24 protein-coding genes and 1 pseudogene are annotated in these 22,109 nt (G+C 64.4%); 9 read left to right on the top strand and 16 right to left on the bottom strand.

The window, feature by feature from the left end:
• Positions 1 to 10: 10 nt before the first annotated feature.
• Positions 11 to 793 carry a molybdopterin-binding protein gene (locus AC0L2O_RS25550; protein ID WP_473371647.1) on the top strand — a complete coding sequence of 261 codons (783 nt, stop codon included), beginning with the start codon at positions 11 to 13 and terminating at the stop codon, positions 791 to 793.
• A 136-nt stretch (positions 794 to 929) separates the two neighbouring features.
• Here AC0L2O_RS25550 and AC0L2O_RS25545 read toward each other — a convergent pair whose 3' ends face one another.
• Positions 930 to 2,117 carry a YbfB/YjiJ family MFS transporter gene (locus tag AC0L2O_RS25545; RefSeq protein ID WP_473371646.1) on the bottom strand — a complete coding sequence of 396 codons (1,188 nt, stop codon included), beginning with the start codon at positions 2,115 to 2,117 and terminating at the stop codon, positions 930 to 932.
• 172 nt (positions 2,118 to 2,289) lie between these two features.
• Between AC0L2O_RS25545 and leuB the strand changes: the two genes are divergently transcribed.
• Positions 2,290 to 3,402, top strand: a complete 1,113-nt coding sequence (leuB, locus tag AC0L2O_RS25540) for a 3-isopropylmalate dehydrogenase (protein ID WP_473371645.1) — start codon at positions 2,290 to 2,292, stop codon at positions 3,400 to 3,402.
• A 180-nt stretch (positions 3,403 to 3,582) separates the two neighbouring features.
• Here the strand turns inward: leuB and AC0L2O_RS25535 are convergent, their stop codons facing one another.
• Complete coding sequence (locus AC0L2O_RS25535; RefSeq protein WP_369720001.1) at positions 3,583 to 3,981, bottom strand: hypothetical protein; 399 nt, start codon at positions 3,979 to 3,981, stop codon at positions 3,583 to 3,585.
• Between the two features lie 181 nt (positions 3,982 to 4,162).
• Complete coding sequence (locus AC0L2O_RS25530) at positions 4,163 to 4,951, bottom strand: hypothetical protein (protein ID WP_409191200.1); 789 nt, start codon at positions 4,949 to 4,951, stop codon at positions 4,163 to 4,165.
• A gap of 116 nt (positions 4,952 to 5,067) precedes the next feature.
• Between AC0L2O_RS25530 and AC0L2O_RS25525 the strand changes: the two genes are divergently transcribed.
• Entirely contained in the window at positions 5,068 to 6,102 is a 1,035-nt protein-coding gene (locus AC0L2O_RS25525) for an aspartate-semialdehyde dehydrogenase (protein ID WP_473371644.1), read from the top strand.
• Positions 6,103 to 6,432: 330 nt separating this feature from the next.
• Here AC0L2O_RS25525 and AC0L2O_RS25520 read toward each other — a convergent pair whose 3' ends face one another.
• Entirely contained in the window at positions 6,433 to 7,077 is a 645-nt protein-coding gene (locus AC0L2O_RS25520; protein WP_473371643.1) for a carbonic anhydrase, read from the bottom strand.
• A gap of 111 nt (positions 7,078 to 7,188) precedes the next feature.
• On the opposite strand from AC0L2O_RS25520, the gene AC0L2O_RS25515 reads away from it, so the two are divergent.
• A complete protein-coding gene (locus tag AC0L2O_RS25515; protein ID WP_473371642.1) occupies positions 7,189 to 8,070 on the top strand; it encodes an HpcH/HpaI aldolase/citrate lyase family protein in 882 nt (293 codons plus the stop codon).
• Positions 8,071 to 8,455: 385 nt separating this feature from the next.
• On the opposite strand, the pseudogene AC0L2O_RS25510 reads toward AC0L2O_RS25515, so the two are convergent.
• Positions 8,456 to 8,636: pseudogene (locus tag AC0L2O_RS25510) on the bottom strand (hypothetical protein); the annotation flags it as partial.
• Positions 8,637 to 8,723: 87 nt separating this feature from the next.
• Between AC0L2O_RS25510 and AC0L2O_RS25505 the strand changes: the two are divergent.
• Positions 8,724 to 9,887 (top strand): MFS transporter, encoded by a 1,164-nt coding sequence (locus AC0L2O_RS25505; RefSeq protein ID WP_473371641.1) that lies wholly within the window; start codon positions 8,724 to 8,726, stop codon positions 9,885 to 9,887.
• Between the two features lie 41 nt (positions 9,888 to 9,928).
• Here the strand turns inward: AC0L2O_RS25505 and AC0L2O_RS25500 are convergent, their stop codons facing one another.
• The 4 genes from AC0L2O_RS25500 to AC0L2O_RS25485 all read right to left on the bottom strand — a co-directional run bounded on the left by AC0L2O_RS25500 (position 9,929) and on the right by AC0L2O_RS25485 (position 12,842).
• On the bottom strand, positions 9,929 to 10,342 hold the full coding sequence (locus AC0L2O_RS25500) for a hypothetical protein (RefSeq protein WP_369719996.1): 414 nt from the start codon (positions 10,340 to 10,342) through the stop codon (positions 9,929 to 9,931).
• Between the two features lie 268 nt (positions 10,343 to 10,610).
• Entirely contained in the window at positions 10,611 to 11,396 is a 786-nt protein-coding gene (locus AC0L2O_RS25495; RefSeq protein ID WP_473371640.1) for a glycosyltransferase family 32 protein, read from the bottom strand.
• A gap of 138 nt (positions 11,397 to 11,534) precedes the next feature.
• Positions 11,535 to 12,140 (bottom strand): 3-isopropylmalate dehydratase small subunit, encoded by a 606-nt coding sequence (gene leuD / locus AC0L2O_RS25490; protein ID WP_369719994.1) that lies wholly within the window; start codon positions 12,138 to 12,140, stop codon positions 11,535 to 11,537.
• Between the two features lie 303 nt (positions 12,141 to 12,443).
• The gene (locus AC0L2O_RS25485; protein WP_473371639.1) at positions 12,444 to 12,842 is read right to left on the bottom strand and encodes a metallopeptidase family protein; all 399 of its coding nucleotides are present in this window, start codon (positions 12,840 to 12,842) and stop codon (positions 12,444 to 12,446) included.
• A gap of 155 nt (positions 12,843 to 12,997) precedes the next feature.
• On the opposite strand from AC0L2O_RS25485, the gene AC0L2O_RS25480 reads away from it, so the two are divergent.
• From AC0L2O_RS25480 to AC0L2O_RS25470, 3 genes are all read left to right on the top strand, one after another.
• Positions 12,998 to 13,282, top strand: a complete 285-nt coding sequence (locus AC0L2O_RS25480) for a hypothetical protein (protein WP_473371673.1) — start codon at positions 12,998 to 13,000, stop codon at positions 13,280 to 13,282.
• 30 nt (positions 13,283 to 13,312) lie between these two features.
• A complete protein-coding gene (locus AC0L2O_RS25475) occupies positions 13,313 to 13,576 on the top strand; it encodes a hypothetical protein (protein WP_473371638.1) in 264 nt (87 codons plus the stop codon).
• 149 nt (positions 13,577 to 13,725) lie between these two features.
• On the top strand, positions 13,726 to 14,304 hold the full coding sequence (locus AC0L2O_RS25470; RefSeq protein WP_473371637.1) for a hypothetical protein: 579 nt from the start codon (positions 13,726 to 13,728) through the stop codon (positions 14,302 to 14,304).
• A 61-nt stretch (positions 14,305 to 14,365) separates the two neighbouring features.
• On the opposite strand, the gene AC0L2O_RS25465 is transcribed toward AC0L2O_RS25470, so the two are convergent.
• The 7 genes from AC0L2O_RS25465 to ffh all read right to left on the bottom strand — a co-directional run bounded on the left by AC0L2O_RS25465 (position 14,366) and on the right by ffh (position 20,467).
• Positions 14,366 to 14,575, bottom strand: coding sequence for a hypothetical protein (locus AC0L2O_RS25465; protein ID WP_409191191.1), 210 nt, complete (start codon positions 14,573 to 14,575; stop codon positions 14,366 to 14,368).
• 92 nt (positions 14,576 to 14,667) lie between these two features.
• Positions 14,668 to 16,074 (bottom strand): 3-isopropylmalate dehydratase large subunit, encoded by a 1,407-nt coding sequence (leuC, locus tag AC0L2O_RS25460; protein WP_473371636.1) that lies wholly within the window; start codon positions 16,072 to 16,074, stop codon positions 14,668 to 14,670.
• A gap of 419 nt (positions 16,075 to 16,493) precedes the next feature.
• Positions 16,494 to 16,877 (bottom strand): 50S ribosomal protein L19, encoded by a 384-nt coding sequence (rplS, locus tag AC0L2O_RS25455; RefSeq protein WP_473371635.1) that lies wholly within the window; start codon positions 16,875 to 16,877, stop codon positions 16,494 to 16,496.
• Positions 16,878 to 16,986: 109 nt separating this feature from the next.
• Positions 16,987 to 17,730 carry a tRNA (guanosine(37)-N1)-methyltransferase TrmD gene (trmD, locus tag AC0L2O_RS25450; protein ID WP_473371634.1) on the bottom strand — a complete coding sequence of 248 codons (744 nt, stop codon included), beginning with the start codon at positions 17,728 to 17,730 and terminating at the stop codon, positions 16,987 to 16,989.
• A 126-nt stretch (positions 17,731 to 17,856) separates the two neighbouring features.
• Positions 17,857 to 18,414 (bottom strand): ribosome maturation factor RimM, encoded by a 558-nt coding sequence (gene rimM / locus AC0L2O_RS25445; protein ID WP_473371633.1) that lies wholly within the window; start codon positions 18,412 to 18,414, stop codon positions 17,857 to 17,859.
• A gap of 9 nt (positions 18,415 to 18,423) precedes the next feature.
• On the bottom strand, positions 18,424 to 18,756 hold the full coding sequence (gene rpsP, locus AC0L2O_RS25440; RefSeq protein WP_057740692.1) for a 30S ribosomal protein S16: 333 nt from the start codon (positions 18,754 to 18,756) through the stop codon (positions 18,424 to 18,426).
• A 157-nt stretch (positions 18,757 to 18,913) separates the two neighbouring features.
• On the bottom strand, positions 18,914 to 20,467 hold the full coding sequence (gene ffh / locus AC0L2O_RS25435) for a signal recognition particle protein (protein ID WP_473371632.1): 1,554 nt from the start codon (positions 20,465 to 20,467) through the stop codon (positions 18,914 to 18,916).
• 443 nt (positions 20,468 to 20,910) lie between these two features.
• On the opposite strand from ffh, the gene AC0L2O_RS25430 reads away from it, so the two are divergent.
• On the top strand, positions 20,911 to 21,975 hold the full coding sequence (locus AC0L2O_RS25430; protein ID WP_473371631.1) for an MBL fold metallo-hydrolase: 1,065 nt from the start codon (positions 20,911 to 20,913) through the stop codon (positions 21,973 to 21,975).
• Positions 21,976 to 22,109: the final 134 nt, after the last annotated feature.

The following is a 22,109-nucleotide window of genomic DNA, read 5'->3' as shown; positions in this document are numbered from 1 at the left end:
AAGCCGAGAAATGGCCAAACGTTCATTCCTGATCCCCGGCGTCGACAAGCGGCTGCTGATCAAGGATTCCATCAAGACCATGCCGGACCTCACCCGCCGCCGCTTCATCGCGGGCGGCGCCAGCCTCGGCGCGTTGACCTTGCTCACCGGCTGCGATGTGGTCGATTCGTCGTCGGCCGATGCGCTGCTGGCGAAGGTCTCGAAATTCAACGACGCCGTGCAGGATTTCATTTTCAATCCCGACGCGCTGGCGCCGACCTTCGCGGAAAGCGCGATCACAAAGCCGTTCCCGTTCAACGGCTATTACGATCTCGATGACGCGCCGGAGGTCGATGGCGACGCCTGGAAGCTCGAGGTGCGCGGCCTCGTCGACAACAAGAAATCGTGGACGCTTCCGGAGTTGTACAAGCTGCCGCAATTCACGCAGATCACGCGACACATTTGCGTCGAGGGCTGGAGCGCGATCGGCAGCTGGACCGGCACACCCTTGCGCGATTTCCTCAAGCTGATCGGCGCCGACAGCCGCGCCAAATATGTCTGGTTCCAGTGCGCCGACAAGGACGGCTACAACTCGCCGCTCGACATGCGCACCGCGCTGCATCCGCAGACCCAGATGACGTTCAAATACGCCGGCGAGACCCTGCCGCGCGCCTACGGCTTCCCGATGAAGATCCGGGTGCCGACCAAGCTCGGCTTCAAGAACCCGAAATACGTGGTGTCGATGGAAGTCACCAACGACTACAAGGGCGGCTATTGGGAAGATCAGGGCTATAATTCGTTCAGCGGGAGCTGATTGTTGTCGTCCCGGCGAAGGCCGGGACCCATACCGCGAGGTCCATCGATTTCGCGAGATGCCAATCCCGAACGACCAGTCTTCGTCAAATTGCTCCCTGTGGTTATGGGTCCCGGCCTTCGCCGGGACGACAATGCTAGGCGGCCGATCCCACCTTGCGCTGGCACAGCGCCGCCACCGCCCCGAGCGCCAGCAGCGCGGCCGACACATTCAGCGCATAGCTCAAGCTCCCCAGCGCATCCGTGATCGCGCCGACCACGATGGGGCCGAGCGTCTGTCCGACGCCGAACGAGATCGTCATCGCCGCGATCGCGGTCGGCCACACCTCGGGTGGGTAGTTGAAGCGCACGAAGGCGGTGGTCGAACCGACCACGGCGAAGAAGGCGACGCCGAACACAATCGCCGAGACCGCGAGCCATGCCGGCGAATGCCCGAGCATCGGCAGGGCAGCGCCGAGCGCGTTGGTGCCGAGAATGATCGCGGTGGCCAGTCCGCCGCGATCGAGCGCGAGCACGCCGCGCCAGGCCCACGGCGTGACGAACGCGCTCAAGCCAATCAGGCTCCAGAACCCGGCCTGCGCCGCGGCCCCGCCGCCGCCGTCGCGCACATAGGCGATCATGAAGGTCATGTAGGCGATGTAGCCCGCGCCAAAGAGGAAGTAGCCGGCGAGATAGATCAGCACGGGAAGAATCGCGAAGGCGCCGTGGCCGCCTTGCGAGAAACGCACGCCGCTCTCGATGCGGACCAGGAACAGCGGCACGGTCATGACGGCGGACAGCAGGGTCATCGCCCACCACACTATCCACCACGAGCCCGGCCCGAAATATTGCAGCGTGAACGGGGCGATCAGCCCGGAGGCGAGAATGCCGATGCCGGGCCCGGCATAGAACAGGCTGAGCAGGAAATTGGCCCGCTCCGGGCGCGACTGCGCGATGGAAGCGGCCAGCGCGCCGCCGGCGACGAAACCGGCCGCGGCGCCAACGCCCAGCACGAGACGCGCCAGGCTCAGTGCGACAAAATTCCCGGTCAGCGCGCAAGTCGCGAGCGCGGCGACGCAGGCCAGGGTTCCGCCGCGGATCGCGGCCGACCAGCCGACGCGCTGGATCAGGCGGGATGCCACCAGCGCGCCTGCGAGGTAGCCGACGGCGTTGATGGTGTTCATGAAACCGGCCGCCGAATAGGACCAGCCGAGGTCTTCCCGCATGTCCGGCAGCACCAGGGCATAGGCAAAGCGGCCGATGCCGAGCCCGACCGTCGCAGCCAGCGATAGGGTCAGGATCAGCCGCGCGGGGTGTGCGGGCGGGGGGCAGTCAGGTGCGTGCAAAGGGGTACTCCGGCATGCGCAGTGTGGCAGGCCCTGCCCGCCTTGCACAGAACCGAAGCGGCAATGGTGTCTTGCCAAGTACGCAACGCCGCTCTAGCACTCCGGCCGAAATTCAAGAGCGCCGTCATGCCCGGCCGTGTGTCGGGGCATGACGAAACGGAGGAAGAACGTCATGGCGACCCACAAGCTGCTGCTGCTTCCCGGCGACGGTATCGGCCCGGAAGTGATGGGCGAGGTGAAGCGGCTGATCGACTGGCTCAATTCAGCCGGCATCGCCAAATTCGAGACCGATATGGGTCTGGTCGGCGGCTCCGCCTATGACGCCCACAAGGTGTCGATCTCCGAGGGCGATATGGCCAAGGCCAAGGATGCCGATGCCGTGATCTTCGGCGCAGTCGGCGGTCCGAAGTGGGATGCGGTCCCCTACGAGGTGCGGCCTGAAGCGGGCCTGCTCCGGCTGCGCAAGGATCTCGCTTTGTTCGCCAATTTGCGCCCGGCCGTCTGCTACCCGGCGCTGGCGGACGCTTCCAGCCTGAAGCGCGAGGCGGTCGAGGGCCTCGACATCATGATCGTGCGCGAGCTCACCGGCGGCGTCTATTTCGGCGAGCCCAAGACCATCACCGATCTCGGCAATGGCCAGAAGCGCGCCGTCGACACCCAGGTCTACGACACCTATGAGATCGAGCGCATCGCCCGCGTCGCCTTCGAGCTTGCCAAGAAGCGCAAGAACAAGGTGACGTCGATGGAGAAGCGCAACGTCATGAAGTCCGGCGTGCTCTGGAACGAGGTCGTGACCCAGGTCCACAAGCGCGAATATCCTGACGTCACGCTCGAGCACCAGCTCGCCGATTCCGGCGGCATGATGCTGGTGAAATGGCCGAAGCAGTTCGACGTCATCGTCACCGACAATCTGTTCGGCGACATGCTGTCCGACATCGCGGCGATGCTGACCGGCTCGCTCGGCATGCTGCCCTCAGCCTCGCTCGGCGAGGTCGACGTCAAGAGCAAGAAGCGCAAGGCGCTGTACGAGCCCGTGCACGGTTCGGCGCCCGATATCGCAGGCCAAGGTCTCGCCAATCCGATCGCGATGATCTCGTCCTTCGGCATGGCGCTGCGCTATTCCTTCGACATGGGCGCGCTCGCCGACAAGGTCGACGCCGCGATATCAGCGGTGCTCGCCAGCGGCCTGCGCACCGCCGACATCAAGTCGGAAGGCTCCATCGCCGCCTCGACCACGCAGATGGGCGAAGCGATTCTGAGGGAATTGCAGAAGTTGCACGCGTAACGGCAAACACCGCAGCCGTAGGGTGGGCAAAGCGAAAGCGTGCCCACCACGTCTCTCGCGATTGCCGAAGGATGGTGGGCACGGCGCGCGAAGAGCGCGCCTTTGCCCACCCTACAGCACCTTCAAAACAAAATGGCCGGGCGTGAGCCCGGCCATTTCGATTCAGCTCCTGCGTCCGCTTCAGTACAGCGGGAAATTCTGCGGATAGCCGCCGAGATCGGCCGGCGTCGGCAGCGGCTGGCGATCGATCGGGCGGTTGAGGTTTTCGCGGGCGAAGGACGGATAACCCACGGCCGGCGGAAACGCGTAGTCGGAGAACTTGCGGTCGCCCGGATTGACCTCGGTGCCGCCGTCGAGCCAGGAGCGCTTGCTCACATAGATGCGGGTGCGCGGGCCCTGCTGATACACCGCGTTGGGGCCGCTCGGCCCGTAATAGTGTCGGCCGCGATCGTCGTAACGCTTCGTCTTGACGTCGGCCGAAGCCGGCGTCGCGAAACCCATGGCAGAGGACATGGCAATGACGGCGCCTGCCGCAAGCCAGATCGCCAATTTGTTCGCGGCAGAGAATTTCGAGCTCATCACGTCCCCTTCAGGCGGCAAGCCGCCAATCGATTTCGCCCCATACTAGCCCGGCCGAGGCCGTTGCAACTAGGTCTATTGGGTCACACCAGCGCGGAATAATCGCGCGCCCCGGCAAAAGTTGCATGAGAACCAGTCACTTGAGCCATTCACAGGGGGCGTCATTTGGGCCCGATGCCGGTCAGAGCGCCCCGCGCAGTTGCGCGTTCGCGGCGCCCAGCAGCCAGTCCGACGACGCTGCGGGGTCACAAGCCCGGCGCTTGAGCTCGGCATGAGCGAACAATTCCGCCAGCTTCGGCTCGTTGCCCGAGGCGAGCTGCGTCAGCCGGTTGAGCGTGCAGGCGATCGCTGCGCGCTGCGCCGGCAGGGTGTCACCCTGGCAGGAGAATCCGGAGATCTGGAGCGCCGGGTCTTCGTTGCGCTTGAGATAACCCAGGCACGTTTGCGGCCCCTTCGCCGTGGCGCCGGGCCGGAACAGCACAACGGGTCCGAATTTCGTGTCGATCAAGCCGGCCTGCTCGAGCGGGGCAGCCGCGTCCAGGCCCATCTGGATAGCCAAATCGGCGGTCGCGGGGCGGGCCACGTCGAATTCGTCGCCTTCCCTGTAAATCTCGAGCGCAGCCATGGGCTTGTTCGCCTCGCCGATCCAGCGCATCACGTCCTTGCGGCCGCCTTGGGGATGCCGGAGGACGGTGTAAGCGACTGTTTTGTCGGATGAATCGTTTCGGCTGACGGCGAAGGCCGGATGCGAGCGGTCGGCCACGCTCCACCCCGGCTTCTCCGCTGGCTCGTCGTCACGCAGGTCCGGCAATTGACCGAGCGCCGCGAGCCCGAGGATGGCAAACAGCGCCAAGACCCCCACATAGGCAAACAGGCGCGCCAGCGTGCCGACGACCTCGTCGGCGAAGTTGGCGAGCGCAAGATGGATCTGGGTGGGGGTTGCGGCCGTGCTGGCCTCAGGCGACTGCATCCACGGCCTTCAGGCAGGGTCCAACGTTGTCTTGAGGCCGGTTCTCGCATAGAAGCGCTGCTCTTCCTGTTTAAGCGTCAGCTTCAGGGAAGGGCTTTTTCCTCGGAGAGTGAACGATGGGTTACAAAGTCGCAGTCGTCGGCGCGACCGGCAATGTCGGACGGGAAATGCTCAACATTCTCGATGAGCGCAAATTCCCCGCGGACGAGGTGGTGGCCCTGGCGTCACGCCGCAGCGTCGGCGTCGAGGTCTCCTATGGCGACCGTACCCTGAAGGTCAAAGCGCTCGAGCACTATGATTTCTCCGATGTCGACATCTGCCTGATGTCGGCGGGCGGCGAGGCGTCGAAGGAATGGTCGCCCAAGATCGGCGCTGCCGGCACGGTGGTGATCGACAATTCCTCGGCCTGGCGCATGGATCCGGACGTGCCGTTGATCGTGCCGGAAGTGAACGCAGACGCCACGGTCGGCTTCAAGAAGAAGAACATCATCGCCAACCCGAACTGCTCGACCGCGCAGCTCGTGGTCGCACTGAAGCCGCTGCACGACAAGGCCACCATCAAGCGTGTGGTGGTCTCGACCTATCAATCGGTGTCGGGCGCCGGCAAGGATGCGATGGACGAACTGTTCTCGCAGACCAAGGCCGTCTACACCAACCAGGAGCTGGTCAATAAGAAGTTTCCCGCCCGCATCGCCTTCAACGTCATCCCCCATATCGATGTCTTCATGGAGGACGGCTACACCAAGGAAGAGTGGAAGATGATGATGGAGACCAAGAAGATTCTTGATCCCAGGATCAAGCTGTCCGCGACCTGCGTGCGCGTGCCGGTGTTCGTCGGCCACTCCGAGGCGGTCAACATCGAGTTCGAAAATCCGATCACCGCGGACGAAGCGCGCGACATCCTGCGCAAGGCGCCCGGCTGCCTCGTTATCGACAAGCACGAGCCCGGCGGCTACGCCACGCCCTATGAAGCAGCCGGCGAGGACGCAACTTACATCAGCCGCATCCGCGAGGACGCGACCGTGGAGAACGGCCTCGTGCTGTGGTGCGTGTCCGACAATCTGCGCAAGGGCGCCGCGCTGAACGCGATCCAGATCGCGGAAGTCCTGATCAACCGCAAGCTGATCACCGCGAAGAAGAAAGCGGCGTAAAGCAAGGCTGCTGTAGGGTGGGTTAGCGAAGCGTAACCCACCTCTTTTGCTTCCGCGGACACAGAAGCGGTGGGTTACGCCAGCGGACTGCGCTTCGCGCAGCCGCAAGGCTAACCCACCCTACAAGCCATCCCAACACTCTCGTCATCCCGGACAAGCGCGCCAAAAGCGCGCGTACATCCGGGATTCATAACTACAGGACGTGGTTTGGCGAAGATTCGTGGTTGTCAGCTTGCGCGACAACACAAGCCTGGGGTTATGGGTCCCGGATCTGCGCTTGCGCTTGTCCGGGACGACGATCTCGTTTGGCGCGGCCGTTGACGAGATCGCTTACGCCGCGTCGCGCACGCTCCTGAATTCCTTCGCCGCCTTGTCCAGCACGAACAGCGATCCTTCCGCGACGCCGAAATAGGCGCCGTGCGTCTGCATCTGGCCGGCATCGACCGCCTTGCGCACGAACGGGAAGGTCATGAGGTTTTCCAGGCTGCGGAACACCGCGGCCTTTTCGATGCGCTCGACGAACTGCGCCATGGTCTCGCGCTCGCGCTGCTCGACCACCTCGCCGGGCTTGATGAACATCTGCATCCATTTGCCGATGAAGTCGCCGGGCGTGAGCGGCTCGATCTTGTCGACAAAGGCGCGGATGCCGCCGCATTGCGCGTGCCCGAGCACCACGATGTGCTTCACCTTGAGCACCGTCACGGCATATTCCAGCGCCGCCGAGACGCCGTGCGCGTTGGCGTCGGGCTGATACACCGGCACCAGATTGGCGATGTTGCGGACGACGAACAGCTCGCCCGGGCCGACGTCGAAGATCACCTCGGGCGAGACGCGGCTGTCGCAGCAGCCGATCACCATCACTTCGGGGGACTGCCCCTTTACCGACAGCTCGCGATAGCGGCTCTGCTCGGTCGGCAGCCGCTGGGTGGCGAAGGCCTTGTAGCCTTCCAGCAAATGCTCTGGGAATGTGATCATGGCCTATGCCTAATCATATACCGGTAGCGCGAACAAGCCTTTCGAATAGGCAGGCCAGATGCTATCGGCTTCGGTCAGAAGTGCGACGACGAAACCGGAAGGAGTGCTCGCATGACCCGCCCGCGCCGCAGCCATTTGTTCATGCCCGGCTCCAACCCCCGCGCGCTGGAAAAGGCGCGTAATCTGGCCGCCGACGGCCTGATCCTGGACCTCGAGGATTCCGTCGCGCCCGATGCCAAGGCGGTGGCGCGCGACCAGATCGCCGCCGCGATCGCCGCCAAGGGGTTCGGCAGGCGCGAGGTCCTGATCCGGACCAACGGCCTCGACACGCAATGGTGGGGCGATGACGTCGCGATGGCCGCCAAGGCGTCGCCGGACGGCATCCTGGTTCCAAAAGTTTCCAGCGTCGAGGATCTCGACAGCATCGGCCGGCGTCTCGCCGAGCTCGGCGCGGCGCCGACCGTCAAGGTCTGGGCGATGATCGAGACCGCGCGCGCGGTGCTGCACGCCGAGGAGCTGGCCGCCGCCGGCCGCGATCCGGTGCGGCGGCTGTCAGGGTTCGTGTTCGGCCCGAACGACATCTCGCGCGAGACGCGCATCAAGATGCTGCCCGGCCGCTCGGCCATGATCCCGATGATCACCCACTGTATCCTGGCAACGCGCGCCCATGGCCTCGAAATCCTCGACGGGCCCTACAGCGACATCAACAATGCAGATGGTTTCGCCACCGAATGTGCGCAAGCGCGCGACCTCGGCTTCGACGGCAAGACGCTGATCCACCCCTCGCAGATCGAAGCCTGCAACGCGATCTTCACGCCGCCCGAAGAGGACGTCGCCCGCGCCCGAAAGATCATCGCGGCGTTTGAATTGCCGGAGAACGTCTCGCGCGGCGCGATCCGGCTCGATGGCGCGATGGTCGAGCGCCTGCACGCCGAGATGGCGCGCCGCACGATCGAGATCGCGGACGCGATCGCTGCGATGGCGAAGGGCTGAGGCGTACGACGCGACGACTAACTCGAATGGCTATCGATCGAAACGAGCTTTGCCCCTAGCTCTAAAAGCAGGACCATCGTGAGGGAGTGGAGATCGGATCTTGGATTCAAAGTGGCTGTCTTCGATCCATGCGGGGTTTCGAGACTTAGCCGATCGCCATCCTTGATCTGAATTGCGCCGTAATGCGGAGAGTCGCCAAGCTCATATTTGACGACGTACCTGAGTAGAGCTGCTGACTTTTTCTTGGCCATGCGCAGAGTGCCCTGATTGGGGCCATTCATAGCAGGCAAATCCAGCGCTGTCGCCCACTAGGGAATGCGCAGGTCCGGCGAGGTCCACCATGGCGGCACCAGACACGCAAGCCTGAGTTTCGGGAGCCGTACGCCTCAGCGTGATCGAGCGATTCCAGCGTGGCGGCATTGCCGCAATAGCCGCGATAGTTCTCCGCGGCCGTCGGCGAGATCGCGGTCGCATTGTGCCTTGTGATGGCACAGCGAGCAGACCCGCTCCATGTCGCGTGGCAGCAGCGGCTGCGCGCATCCGAGCCGCTCCGCGCCCGCCGCCAGGAACCGATCGCCGCGATCGGCCGTTGAACGACGGCTCTTGTTCGGCTGGGACGATCGCTGCGCGCCTGATTGCGGAGACTTTAACCCATGCGAATCCGGCAAGGAAGCTCTCCGGCCTTTACGTTCGTGCTCACGATGGGCATCGTCAATCTGTTCGGCGATGTCACGTATGAAGGCGGCGGCAGCATCAATGGTCCGTTCATGGCGACACTTGGTGCAAGCGCGGCGGTGGTCAGCATCACCGCCGGCGGCGGCGAGTTTCTCGGCTACGCGCTGCGGCCATTTTCCGGATATCTCGCCGACAAAAGCGGGCGCTTTTGGTTCATCACCTTCATCGGCTATGCGATCAATCTGATCGCGGTGCCCGCAATGGCGCTGGTGGGAAATTGGCAAATGGCAGCTCTGCTGATTCTTGCGGAGCGAGTCGGTCGTGCGATTCGCAAGCCGACGGTCGAGGCGATGATATCGTACACGACGGGCGAACTCGGCCGGGGATGGGTCTACGGTCTCAATACGGCGCTGGACGAGACCGGGGCGACCATCGGGCCGCTCGTGATCGCCGCGGTGCTCGCGGTGCGCGGCAGCTATCAGTTCGGCTATGCGCTGCTCGCAGTCCCGGCGCTGTTGGCGCTCATCTCCCTCGTCGCTGCCCGCATCGAATTTCCCGTGCCATCGAAGCTCGAACAGGGGGAGACGGCGCTCGCCGGTGACTTCTCGCCGGCGTTCTGGGGTTACATGATTGCGGGCGCTTTGTTTGCTGCGGGGCTGATGAGTTTCGAACTGATTTCATATCATTTCGACAAGGCGCGAACCGTGACCGGGCAATGGATTCCGGTGTTCCTGGCGATCTCGACCGGATGTGGTGTCATCGTCAGCCTCGCGATGGGGAAGTTGTTCGACCGGTTCGGTTTGCCGATCCTGCTCGTTGCTGTCCTGCTGTCCGCTGCGTTCTCGCCATTCGTGTTTTTTGGCGGATTCAGCGCTGCGCTGTTCGGCATCGTATTGTGGGGAATCGGCTATGCCACGCAGGATACGCTGCTCAAGGCGCTGGTCGCGACCGTGATGCCGGAAGGCAAACGCAATCTCGCCTTCGGCCTGTTTTATGGGGGCTACGGCGTCGGCTGGCTGGTCGGCAGCGTCGTAACGGGCCTGCTCTATGAGCACTCGGTGCTGGCGCTCGTCATCTTCGCGATGGCGGCGCAGCTCGTATCATTGCCGGCGTTCGTGCTTGCCAGCCGCCTGCAACACTGAGCGCTCCCTGCCTGGGCAGGCTATCGAATTTTGCTGCGCCTTCAGTGCGTCGCGGTCTGATCGAGCGATTCCAGCGTCGCGGCGTTGCCGCAATAGCCGTGGTAGTTCTCCGCGGCGGTGCCGTCGGCGAGGTCGCGGTCGCATTGTGCCTTGTGCTGGCACAGCGCGCAGACCCGCTCCATGTCGCGCAGCAGCAGCGGCTGGACACGACCGAGATGCTCTTCGCCGATGCCGAGCTGCTTCAGCATCTTCGGCAGTTCGTCGGCGGCGTGGTGGCCGTGGCGGACCAGCTCTTCGAGATCGTCAGGTGAGACCCGCAGGTCGTTGGCGATGCGGTCGAATTCGGTGCGGTCGAGCTGCCGCATCTCGTTCAGCTCGCGGCGATGCTTCAGCCAGCCGGCAAAGGACTCGATGAGACCCTGGACGATAGGATAAGGCCTGCTTGCGGTGCTCATGCGAAGCTCCATTCGGATCGCGGTATTGGAGCAAGATTAGGCACAATGATGCAGGAGCGCGTTGCGCTGGATCAAATAGCGATAATGCCGCCGCGGCCTCCGCCGCACCTCTCCCGCTTGCGGGAGAGGTCGCGCCGTCCGGGCGATGCGAAGCATCGTCCCGCGCGCCGGGTGAGGGTTTTCGCCTCTCGGGATTGTCCCGTTGTGGAGACACCCTCTCCCCAACCCTCTCCCGCAAGCGGGCGAGGGGGCGCACCTTGCGCCGGAGCTACCCAAACCGCTCCGTCGCCCACGCATACAAACTCCCCGGGATCGGCTTCTCGGCGCCGCGGCCCTTGGGCGAGATGTGGAGGCCGATGATTTTGGGGTTGGTGACGAGGCCGAGATAGCTCGAGGGATCGAAGAACAGTTTTGGCTCGGCATGCACGGCGTAGAACGAGTCTTTCGGCAGCGCGTTGTGCAACTCGCCGGTGCGGCGCGCGAGCGCGGTCAGCGCCGCGGGCCCGAAGATCGCAACGCGAATGTCGGCAAGACGGTTGGAGCCGCCGCGCAGGCGGCGCATCGCAAACGTGATGCGATGGCGCACCGACAGCCAGTCCGGCGTCAGCTCCTCCTGCTCCATCAGCTCCTCGAATGCGGTGACGATGCCGTGCTGGGCCGGCAGATAGATCACGGAATTGCCGAGCTGGCGCGGGCGCTCCCAGGCGAAATAGGGTTTTGCTGGATCGATCTCGGCGGGCTTGAGCAGCAGCACGTCGGCATCGAGCCAGAGGCCCGCACCCTTGGCCATCAGCTTCATGCGGAAGAAATCGCTGAACTGCAGCGTGGTCCAGTCGCGCCAGCTGCCGTCCGGCTGCGACGGCCGCAATCGTTCCGAGAACGCATGCGGCAGGATCGCCTCGGCCTCTGCGTTCTCGACGCCCGGGGGCAGGCCGGGAATGGTGTCAAAACTGTAGACCGTGACCTTGTGGCCCGCCGCCAATTGCGAGCGCAGACAAGTCTGGCGCAGGGCGTCCATCGGGCCGTGCCAGAAGGTGACGATGTCGGGCAGCATGAATGGAAGCTTAGAACATGATCCGGATAAGTGTGCAGCGGTTTTCCGACGAGATCATGCCCGCGAGAGTGAGGATATCGAGGGCAAAGAAAAAGCCCCGGCGCTCGCGGCACCGGGGCTCCGAATAGAAACCCGCGATCAGGCCCAGGCGCGTTCGCGCTTGAGCTTCTCTTCGTAGGTGTCGATGGACGCCTTCTTTTCCATCGTCAGGCCGATGTCGTCGAGGCCGTTCATCAGGCAGTGCTTGCGGAACGGATCGATCTCGAACTTGACCGTGCCGCCATCGGGACCGCGGATTTCCTGGTTCGGCAGGTCGATCGTCAGCGTCGCGTTGGCGCCGCGTTCGGCGTCGTCGAACAGCTTGTCGAGGTCTTCCTGCGAGACGCGGATCGGCAGAATGCCGTTCTTGAAGCAGTTGTTGTAGAAGATGTCGCCGAACGAGGTCGAGATCACGCAGCGGATGCCGAAATCGAGCAGCGCCCAGGGCGCGTGCTCACGGCTCGAGCCGCAGCCGAAATTGTCGCCGGCGACCAGCACCTTGGAATTGCGATAGGCGGGCTGGTTGAGGACGAAATCTGGGTTCTCGCTGCCGTCGTCCTTGTAGCGCTGCTCGGAGAACAGCCCCTTGCCAAGGCCGGTGCGCTTGATGGTCTTGAGGTACTGCTTCGGAATGATCATGTCGGTGTCGACATTGATGATCTTCAGCGGCGCCGCGACGCCTTCCAGCGTGGTGAACTTGTCCATGGTTGCGCTTTCCCGGGATGGTCTAGGGACCGCGTATTTATCGCGAACGGGGAGCGAATCCTAGGCCGAATTCGGCAGGGCTCATCTGCTTCTCTACACGTCGCGGACGAGGTGCGCCCCCTCTCCCGCTTGCGGGAGAGGGTCGGGGAGAGGGTTGCCTCCACAGAGAGACTCCCCCAGAGGAGAAAGCCCTCACCCGGCGCGCGGGACGATGCTTCGCATCGCCCGGACGCACCGACCTCTCCCGCAAGCGGGAGAGGTGCAGCGAGCCCGCCGCTCGATCGACAATCCCTCTCCTTCGCTCTACTCCGCTTGCGCCTCGATCGCGGCCATATCGTCATCCGAGAGGCCGAAATGGTGGCCGATCTCGTGGATCAGGACGTGGCGGACGATATGGCCGAGGGTCTCGTCGTGCTCGGCCCAGTAGTCCAGAATCGGCCGGCGATAGAGCCAGACCATGTTGGGCAGCCGCGCCACGTCGCCAAGGCTCTGCTGGGGCAGGCCGACGCCCTGGAACAGGCCGAGCAGGTCGAACTCGCTCTCGCATTCCATCTCATCCAGGACCTCCTCGGTCGGGAAGTCGTCGACGCGGATGATCAGGCCGTCGCAGAGGCCGCGAAATTCCGCCGGCAGGCGCTCGAAGATGTCGTGCGCCGTCGCTTCCATCTCGGCCAGCGAGGGCGCTTTCAGGTCTGTCCACATGCGCTCCTCATAGCCCGGGTTCCGCGGCGATGCATCCGCCATTATAAGCGCGTCGAGGTTGACGGGCGCCGCCAAAACGGGGAGCGTGGGGCCTCGGATGGACGTTTCAGGTGGGCGGTAAAATGCGAGCGAAAACAGCGCTGACGCTACTGTGCATGGGGTTGTTTTCGACTTTTTTTGTCGGCGCCCCAAGCAGCGCCGAGGCCCAGGCGGCCGCGCCTGAAATGCGGTTGGCCCAGGCCGGCTCACCGGACACCCCGCGCACGCGGTCCCGGACCCGCCTGCGCGTCACCCCCTATTATAGCCCGGACGGCGTCTATCCCCGCTACAACCCCGGCCCCGATGCGGTCCGCGAGTGCAACGCGACCTATGTGCAGGAATTCAGGCCGAGCGGCACGGTAATCGTGCCGCGTATGAGCTGCTACTGGCGCCGGGGCTGATCCGGAATCAGTGCGCGGGCGGAGGTCGCGATGACGAGATGGATCGCATTGGCCGTCGTTGCCGGGCTCGCGATTGGCCTGCCCCACGCGTCCGCCGCGCAGAGGCTGACGAAGCTGCCGGACGCCTCCGCCGGGCGCGCGGTTTTCGATGCACGACGACATCCGCGATACGACGACATCGCGCGATACACGCGGCGTCCTGATCCGCACTATTACGCGCGGCCCGTGTATTACCGTCCCTATCCTTACGGCGTGCCCGCACCGTTCGTGTTCGGCTACGGCCCGTTTTGGTGACGTGACGCGCGCTGCGCGGGCGTCGTTCATTCATGACGCATTCACGTCGCTGTCCTTAATTTCATTGTGGGAGCGACCGCGCATGAACAGAGATGACGCGAGATAAAACGCGCCTCGCAACTCCGCTGTTCAGATTCAGGGAGAGTTCCATGCTGAGGACTTTGAGTGTCGTGACAAGCCCGATGCGCTTGCTCGGCCTTGCGGCCATCGCCACGTTGATGCTGTCGGCCGGGACTGCGCGTCGCGCTGAAGCGATGACGCCGATCAATCCGTCGGCGCTGCCGGCCGCGAAGGTCGCGCCCGACGACATGATGACGCAAGTTCGTTACGGCGGCGGCGGACATGGTGGTGGAGGCTTCCATGGCGGGGGCGGTTTCCACGGTGGTGGAGGCTTCCACGGTGGTGGTGGCTTCCACGGTGGTGGCGCACATTTCGGCGGCTTCCACGGCGGCAGCTTCCATGCCGGCGGCTTCCGTGCCGCCCCGGCGTTTCACGGCGGTGGTTATCGCTATGGCGGATTCCGCCACTACGGCGGATTCCACCGTTACGGCGGCTATCGCCCTTCCTTCTACGGGCATCGCCACTTCCATCGGCGCTTCTACGGCGGCTACTATCCCTACTATCACTATCCGCGCCGCTGCCGGATCATCTGGACCTATTACGGCCCGCGCCGCATTTGCCACTGGCACCATTGGCACCGCTGGCATCATCCGTACCGCTATTGGTGAGCAGGCATAGCAAGCGAAATGAAAAAGGGCGTCGTTGGGCGCCCTTTGTTCATCGCGCGGCTCAGAGCCAATCCCTCAGCTTCCATGAAGCCGGTTTCCACCGCATCAGGTTGTCGAGCTTCCACTGCTTGAACATCGCCGGCGGCCAGCGGCTCAGTCGCGAGGTCTCTTCGATCTCAGGCTCGGAGACAATGCGCAACGGCGTCGCACGCCGCCGGTGCTGGCGGGTCGCCGCGCTGATCAGATCGACATATTCAGGCTTGTTGGCCATGGCGCATCCTCGCGAACCGTCGCGAGGATGCAATGTGGGCGACGCCCCTTAACGGCGGTTTGCCGCTTTCGTTCAAATTGCAGGCGAGTGGCTCAGCGCCACTCCCTGACGTCGACGAAGTGGCCCGCGATCGCAGCCGCTGCCGCCATCGCCGGCGAGACCAGATGGGTGCGGCCCTTGAAGCCTTGGCGTCCCTCGAAATTGCGGTTCGAGGTCGAGGCGCAGCGCTCTTCCGGCTTCAGCTTGTCCGGGTTCATGGCGAGGCACATCGAGCAGCCCGGCTCGCGCCATTCGAAGCCGGCCTTGATGAAGATCTTGTCCAGACCTTCCGCCTCGGCCTGCTCCTTTACTATGCCGGAGCCCGGCACGACCATGGCGTTGACATGGCCAGAGACCTGCTTGCCCTCCGCGATCTTGGCGGCGGCGCGCAGATCTTCGATGCGGCCGTTGGTGCAGGAGCCGATGAAGATACGGTCGAGCTTGATGTCGGTGATCTTGGTGCCCGCGGCCAGGCCCATGTACTTCAAGGCGCGATGCTTGGAGAGACGTTTGGCTTCGTCCGCGATCTTGTCGGGATCGGGCACGAAGCCCGTCACCGAGATCACGTCCTCGGGGCTGGTGCCCCAGGTCACGATCGGCGGCAGCTTGGCTGCGTCGAGCCGCAGCTCGTGGTCGAAATGCGCGCCCTCGTCCGAGCTCAGCTTTTCCCAGTAGCGCATCGCCGCGTCCCAGTCCGCACCCTTCGGTGCCTTGGGACGATCGCGCAGGAAGTCGTACGCCTTCTGGTCGGGTGCGACGAGGCCGGCGCGCGCGCCGCCTTCGATCGACATGTTGCAGACGGTCATGCGGCCTTCCATCGACAGCGCACGGATCGCGTCACCGGCGTATTCCAGCACGTAGCCGGTGCCGCCCGCGGTGCCGATCTCGCCGATGATGGCGAGGATGATATCCTTGCCCGTCACGCCGTCCGGCAATTTGCCGTCGACGGTGACCCGCATGTTCTTGGCCTTTTTCTGGATCAGCGTCTGCGTCGCCAGCACGTGCTCGACCTCGGAGGTGCCGATGCCGTGCGCGAGCGCGCCGAACGCGCCATGCGTCGAGGTGTGGCTGTCACCGCAGACGATGGTGGTGCCGGGCAGCGTGAAGCCCTGCTCGGGGCCGATGACGTGGACGATGCCCTGGCGCTTGTCGAACTCGTTGTAATATTCGATGCCGAACTCCTTGGCATTGTCGGCCAGCGCCTTGATCTGCTCGATGCTTTCAGGGTCGGGGTTCGGCTTGCTGCGGTCGGTGGTCGGCACGTTGTGATCGACCACGGCCAGCGTCTTCTCCGGCGCGTGGACCTTGCGCCCGGTGGCGCGCAGGCCTTCGAAGGCCTGCGGCGAGGTCACCTCGTGGACCAAGTGGCGGTCGATGTAGAGCAGGCAGGTGCCGTCCTCGGCTTCGTGGACCAAATGGTCGTTCCAGATCTTGTCATACAGTGTGGTGGGCTTGGACATGAGCGTCAGCTCCGGGAATGTGTGTCAGCGATGAGCGCGGGTGGCGCGGGGCAACATGGTCGTCTTCAGCGCAGCCTTCAGGCTGCGGGACTAAGCTCTGACGTTGCCGAAGTCGCGAAGCGTCCGAAGAACCGGCCGGGCAAGCGCGAGCGATCGTCGATGACGATGCGCGTGGCGGATGACAGGCTGGTCAGATATGGAAACATTCTAGAGATTATATAGCACGGAGCGGTGAAAGCGCGAGAGGCTTCCATGATCGTCATTGCGAGGAGCTCTTGCGAGGAAGCAATCCAGAATCCCTCCGCCGAACGATTCTGGATTGCTTCGCTGCGCCACTGCGCTCGCAATGACAGCGGAGCCCAAACAAAAAAGCGCGGGCTTTGGCCCCGCGCTTTTCGAAACTCGTCTGTAAGCGGAGCTTACTCGTTGACGGCGGTGGGGCGGTCCTGCTTCTTCTCGACGATGCGGGCCGACTTGCCGCGGAGATTGCGCAGATAATAGAGCTTGGCGCGACGCACCTTGCCGCGGCGCACCACCTTGATCGAATCGATCATCGGCGACATCACCGGGAACACGCGCTCGACGCCCTCGCCATACGAAATCTTGCGCACGGTGAAGCTCTCGTTGAGGCCACCGCCGGAACGGCCGATGCAAACGCCTTCATAGGCCTGCACGCGGGTGCGGTCGCCTTCGACCACCTTCACGTTGACGATCACGGTATCACCGGGACCGAACTCCGGGATATCCTTGCCGGCGGAGAGCTTGTCGAATTGCTCTTTTTCAAGCTGTTGGATCAGGTTCATGGGTAAATCTCCATCGGCGCGCCCAGCCTTAGGAAACGGGGGCTGCGCGAAATTCGTTTATCCAGCTCTTGCGGATTTGGCGCTGCTATAAGGCAAGCCGGACCGTTTGTCACCCGTCTGTCTTGTTTTTTGGCGTTTTTTGGCGTCCGGGCCGATTCGGGGCTTTCGCCCACAAATCCGGCCGCCGGGCCGCCGTCAGCGCCTCGGATTCCGCCCGCCGCCAGGCTGCCACCTTGGCATGGTCGCCGGAGGTCAGGATCTCTGGGATCGGAACCCCCTCGAACAGCTGCGGACGGGTATATTGGGGGTATTCGAGCAGACCGTCGGAAAAGCTCTCTTCGGTTCCCGAGGCTTCCTTGCCCATCACCCCCGGCAGCAGCCGGACGCAGGCGTCGATCAGCGCCAGCGCCGCGATTTCGCCGCCGGACAGCACGTAATCGCCGATCGAGACCTCCTCGAGGCCGCGCGCATCGATCACCCGCTGGTCGATCCCCTCGAACCGTCCGCAGACGATCAGGGGGCCGGGGCCCTGGGCCAGCTCCGTGACGCGGGCCTGGGTCAATGGCCGACCGCGCGGGCTCATCAGCAGGCGGGGTCGGTCGGACCCGGTCTCAGCTGCGTCAATCGCCGCCGCCAGAACGTCGGCCCGCAGCACCATGCCCGGGCCGCCGCCGGCCGGAGTGTCGTCGACGCTGCGGTGGCGATCGGTGGCGGAGGCCCGGATGTCCCGCGCATCGATCTCCCAGAGGCCGGAGGCCAGCGCCCGTCCGGCCAGGCTGACGCCAAGCGGCCCCGGAAACATCTCCGGAAACAGCGTCAGCACCGTCGCGCGCCAAGGTGAGGGGTTGGTCATAGCATCCTAGTCTCGTCGTCCCGGACAAGCGCAGCGAAGCGGAGCGCACATCCGGGACCCATAAACACCGCACTTCGTGTTGCGATGATCGGAGCGACCAGTTTAGCCAAAAACCACGGGCTGTGGTTATGGGTCCCGGCCTTCGCCGGGACGACCCGGGGAGGGATTGTCGTTCCGCTCGTCACCCTCGATCTCCTGCGGCAGCGCGATGACGACGCGGCCGCCGGCGAGATCAACCTCCGGCACCACAGCATTGGTGAACGGCAGCAGCATCGTCGTGCCTTTGGGGGGCGCGATCTCGATGATGTCGCCGGCGCCGAAATTGTGGATCGCGAGCACGCGGCCGAGCGCATCGCCCGCCGTGGTGACGGCGGTGAGCCCGATCAGATCGGTGTGATAATATTCACCCTCGTCGGTCGCGGGCAGTTTTTCGCGCGCGATGTAGAGCTCGATGCCGTTGAGGCGCTCGGCCTCATCGCGGCTCGTGACGCCCTTGAAGGTCGCGACCAGATGATCCTTGGCTTCGCGGGCCTGCGCCAGCTCGAACTGGCGCTTGCCGTCCTTGGTCGAAAGCGGACCGTAGTGCCTGATGGCAAAGGGATCTTCGGTGAAGGTCCACAATTTGACCGCGCCGCGCACGCCATGCGCGGCGCCGATCCGCGCGACGCAGATCAGCGCCGGCATCGATTAGCCTCAGGCCTTCGCAGCGGCTTCGGCCTGCGCCTTGCGCTCCTTGCGCGGCACGGCCTTTTCCGGGTTGTTGCGCGCTTCGCGCTTCTTGACACCGGCGGCATCGAGGAAGCGCGACACGCGGTCCGAGGGCTGCGCGCCCTTGGCGAGCCAGGCTTTCACCTTGTCCATGTCGAGCTTCAGCCGGGTCTCGTTGTCCTTCGGCAGGAGCGGATTGAAATAGCCGAGACGCTCGATGAAGCGGCCATCGCGCGGAAAGCGCGAATCGGCGACGACGACGTGATAGACGGGGCGCTTCTTGGTGCCTGCACGGGCGAGGCGGATAACGACGGACATCTGGTTCTCCTGAGTAGCTGTTAATTCAAAGGTTGGTTCGTCATTCCGGGGCGCGCGAAGCGCGAGCCCGGAATCCATCGCGCCGCATACGCGCGAAGGAATGGATTCCGGGCTCGCGCCTGACGGCGCGCCCCGGAATGACGAGGCGAGAATGCCCTCACTTCTTCTTCCCCAGTCCGGGAAAGCCGCCGAGCCCGGGCAGGGTCGGCTTGTTGCTGAGGCCCGTGAGCCCCGGCACATTCGGGAGGCCCTGGCGCAGGCCAGGCGGCAGATCCTTCGGCAGGCTGGGCAGGCCCTGGCCGCCACCACCCTGCATCTTGTCCTGCAAGACCTTCATCTCTTCCGGCGAGGGCGGCTTCATGCCGCCGCCAAAGCCCATGGCTTGCGCGATGCCGGCGAGCGGACCGCGCTTGCCAGAGCCCATGGCCTTCATCATATCGGCCATGTTCCGGTGCATCTTGAGCAGCTTGTTGACCTGCTCGACGCTCTGGCCGCTTCCCGCCGCGATGCGCTTCTTGCGGCTGGCCTTGAGCAGATCGGGATGACGGCGCTCGTCGCGCGTCATGGAATCGATCACCGCGACCTGGCGCTTCAGAATCTTGTCGTCGATGCCGGCGGCCGCGATCTGGTTCTTCATCTTGGCGATGCCGGGCATCATGCCCATCAGACCGCTGATGCCGCCCATGCTCGCCATCTGCAACAGCTGCTCGCGCATGTCGTTGAGGTCGAACTGGCCCTTGCGCATGCGCTCGGCCGTGCGCGCGGCCTTCTCGGCGTCGATATTGGCGGCGGCGCGCTCGACCAGCGACACGACGTCGCCCATGCCGAGGATGCGCCCCGCGATACGGTCGGGATGGAAATCCTCCAGCGCGTCGGTCTTTTCACCGGTGCCGATCAGCTTGATCGGCTTGCCGGTGACGGCGCGCATCGACAGCGCGGCGCCGCCGCGGCCGTCGCCGTCCACACGCGTCAGCACGATGCCGGTGAGGCCGACGCGCTCGTCGAAGGCGCGGGCGAGATTGACGGCATCCTGGCCGGTGAGGCTGTCGGCGACCAGCAGCACTTCATGCGGATTCGCGGCAGCCTTGATGGCTGCTGCTTCCGCCATCATCTCTTCGTCGAGCGTGGTGCGGCCGGCGGTGTCGAGCAGCACGACGTCGTAGCCGCCGAGCTTGCCGGCTTCCAGCGCACGCTTCGCGATCTGCGCCGGCTGCTGTCCGGCCACGATCGGCAGCGTCGGAATGTCGAGATCGCGCCCGAGCACGGCCAGCTGCTCCATCGCCGCCGGGCGATAGACGTCGAGCGAGGCCATCAGCACCTTGCGCTTGTCGCGCTGGACCAGGCGGCGGGCGAGCTTCGCGGTGGTGGTGGTCTTGCCGGAGCCTTGCAGGCCGACCATCATGATCGGCACCGGCGGCACGGAATTGACGTCGATGGTCTGGCTTTCGGCGCCGAGCGTGTTGATCAGCTCGTCATGGACGATCTTGACCACCATCTGGCCGGGCGTGACCGACTTGACGACGGTGGCGCCAATCGCCTGCTCGCGGACGCGTTCGGTGAAGCTGCGCACCACCTCCAGCGCGACGTCGGCCTCCAGCAGCGCGCGGCGGACCTCGCGCATCGCGGCGTCGACGTCCTTTTCGGTCAGCGCACCGCGCCCCGTCAGACGATCGAGAATGCCGCCAAGCCGTTCCGACAGACTGTCGAACAATGCCGTTGTCCCTTGTCCTGCTCGCGCAGGGTTGCCGTATTCACCACTGTCATGCCCCGGCTTGACCGGGGCATCCAGTACGCCGCGGCGCCTCGGTTTAAGCCGAGCCGTCTCTGGAATACTGGATCCCCCGCCTTCGGATGACCACTTCCCTGGGAAGCGATCTTCCAAACACCTTTACGCCCGAGGGCGCACAGCGCTGTCGGGCGTTGGCCTCTGGTCTCCAGGACCAGTGGGCGGGTCGAAAAGAAAGCCTTTCCGAGGAAGTGGCGGGGTTAAACGCCGCTCACGCCCGAAAGTCAAGGAAAGTTAGGGTGCCGAGACGCCTTCGGAAGGGCAAGGCCTTGAAAAGGTGCAGCTTCCGGCGATGGTTCCTTTTCCGGCGAACCCGCCCATATAGGGCAGTGATGTCTTACCACTGCGACCACCCCTGAAGCCCGCCCGTGCCGATCACCCGCCGCCGTATGCTTGGACTGCTTGCCGGCGGTGCCGCGCTGGTCGGTATCCCGTCCCTTTGGATCTTCCGCATGAAAACCTACGACGGACCCGTCTCCGACCATTTCGACGGCCTGCACTTCTTCGATCCTGACGGCGCGCCACCGAGATCGCTCGGCGAAGTCTTTCGCTGGCAATTCGGCGGCGGCCGCAAGCGCGCGGTCTGGCCGGACTGGGCGCCGAGCCCTTACGCCGATACCCCGCCGGCCCGGGTCGATGGCGACAAGGTGCGGCTTTCCTTCGTCGGTCACGCAAGCTGGTTGATCCAGACCAGCGGACTCAACGTCCTGATCGATCCCGTCTGGTCGATGCGGGTCTCGCCGGTGGGATGGGCCGGACCAAAGCGCCACAACGATCCCGGCATTGCCTTCGAGAAGTTGCCAAAGATCGACGTCGTGCTGGTCTCGCATGGCCATTACGATCATCTCGACGTCGCGACGCTGTCGCGGCTCGCCAAGAATTTTGCGCCGCGCGTGGTCACGCCGCTCGGCAACGATTTGACGATGCGGAGCGCCGATTCCGCGATCAAGGTCGAGGCGTTCGACTGGCATGATCGCGTCGAGCTTGGCGGCGGCATCGCCGTGACGCTGGTGCCGACCCGGCACTGGTCGGCACGCGGCATGTTCGACCGCAACAAGGCGCTGTGGGCGAGCTTCGTGCTCGAGACGCCGGCGGGAAAAATCTACGTCGTCTGCGATTCCGGCTATGGCGACGGCGGGCATTTCCGCCGCGTCGCCGAGAAGCACGGGCCGTTGCGTCTGGCAATCCTCCCGATCGGCGCCTACGCGCCGCGCTGGTTCATGCAGGACCAGCACATGAATCCGGAAGATGCGGTGAAGGCGCTGTTGGACTGCGGTGCGCAGCAAGCGCTCGGGCATCATCACGGCACGTTTCAGCTAACCGATGAAGCGATCGACGCGCCCGCCAAGGCGCTGCTTGAGGCGCTCGATGCAGCGAAGATTCCGCAGCAGCGGTTCGTGGCGATGAAGCCGGGGCAAGTGGTGGAGATTTAGTCCTGGTGTTCCCACGCATACAACTCGTCGTCCCGGCGAAGGCCGGGACCCATACCGCGTGATGTATCGGCGATGACTCGGCGACAGTACCGCGCTGTGTTCGATAACTGCCAGTCTTCGCCAAACTTCTCCCT

This window comes from Bradyrhizobium sp. Kon10, assembly GCF_055807395.1.
Note: the sequence above shows the minus strand (reverse complement) of the source record. Positions and strands in the feature narration are given on the sequence as shown.

Coding starts and splice junctions, on each gene's coding strand:
- AC0L2O_RS25550 (WP_473371647.1), top strand. CDS start 11: ATGGCCAAACGTTCATTCCTGATCCCCGGCGTCGACAAGCGGCTGCTG.
- leuB (WP_473371645.1), top strand. CDS start 2,290: ATGGCGACCCACAAGCTGCTGCTGCTTCCCGGCGACGGTATCGGCCCG.
- AC0L2O_RS25535 (WP_369720001.1), bottom strand. CDS start 3,981: ATGAGCTCGAAATTCTCTGCCGCGAACAAATTGGCGATCTGGCTTGCG.
- AC0L2O_RS25530 (WP_409191200.1), bottom strand. CDS start 4,951: ATGCAGTCGCCTGAGGCCAGCACGGCCGCAACCCCCACCCAGATCCAT.
- AC0L2O_RS25525 (WP_473371644.1), top strand. CDS start 5,068: ATGGGTTACAAAGTCGCAGTCGTCGGCGCGACCGGCAATGTCGGACGG.
- AC0L2O_RS25520 (WP_473371643.1), bottom strand. CDS start 7,077: ATGATCACATTCCCAGAGCATTTGCTGGAAGGCTACAAGGCCTTCGCC.
- AC0L2O_RS25515 (WP_473371642.1), top strand. CDS start 7,189: ATGACCCGCCCGCGCCGCAGCCATTTGTTCATGCCCGGCTCCAACCCC.
- AC0L2O_RS25505 (WP_473371641.1), top strand. CDS start 8,724: ATGCGAATCCGGCAAGGAAGCTCTCCGGCCTTTACGTTCGTGCTCACG.
- AC0L2O_RS25500 (WP_369719996.1), bottom strand. CDS start 10,342: ATGAGCACCGCAAGCAGGCCTTATCCTATCGTCCAGGGTCTCATCGAG.
- AC0L2O_RS25495 (WP_473371640.1), bottom strand. CDS start 11,396: ATGCTGCCCGACATCGTCACCTTCTGGCACGGCCCGATGGACGCCCTG.
- leuD (WP_369719994.1), bottom strand. CDS start 12,140: ATGGACAAGTTCACCACGCTGGAAGGCGTCGCGGCGCCGCTGAAGATC.
- AC0L2O_RS25485 (WP_473371639.1), bottom strand. CDS start 12,842: ATGTGGACAGACCTGAAAGCGCCCTCGCTGGCCGAGATGGAAGCGACG.
- AC0L2O_RS25480 (WP_473371673.1), top strand. CDS start 12,998: ATGGGGTTGTTTTCGACTTTTTTTGTCGGCGCCCCAAGCAGCGCCGAG.
- AC0L2O_RS25475 (WP_473371638.1), top strand. CDS start 13,313: ATGACGAGATGGATCGCATTGGCCGTCGTTGCCGGGCTCGCGATTGGC.
- AC0L2O_RS25470 (WP_473371637.1), top strand. CDS start 13,726: ATGCTGAGGACTTTGAGTGTCGTGACAAGCCCGATGCGCTTGCTCGGC.
- AC0L2O_RS25465 (WP_409191191.1), bottom strand. CDS start 14,575: ATGGCCAACAAGCCTGAATATGTCGATCTGATCAGCGCGGCGACCCGC.
- leuC (WP_473371636.1), bottom strand. CDS start 16,074: ATGTCCAAGCCCACCACACTGTATGACAAGATCTGGAACGACCATTTG.
- rplS (WP_473371635.1), bottom strand. CDS start 16,877: ATGAACCTGATCCAACAGCTTGAAAAAGAGCAATTCGACAAGCTCTCC.
- trmD (WP_473371634.1), bottom strand. CDS start 17,730: ATGACCAACCCCTCACCTTGGCGCGCGACGGTGCTGACGCTGTTTCCG.
- rimM (WP_473371633.1), bottom strand. CDS start 18,414: ATGCCGGCGCTGATCTGCGTCGCGCGGATCGGCGCCGCGCATGGCGTG.
- rpsP (WP_057740692.1), bottom strand. CDS start 18,756: ATGTCCGTCGTTATCCGCCTCGCCCGTGCAGGCACCAAGAAGCGCCCC.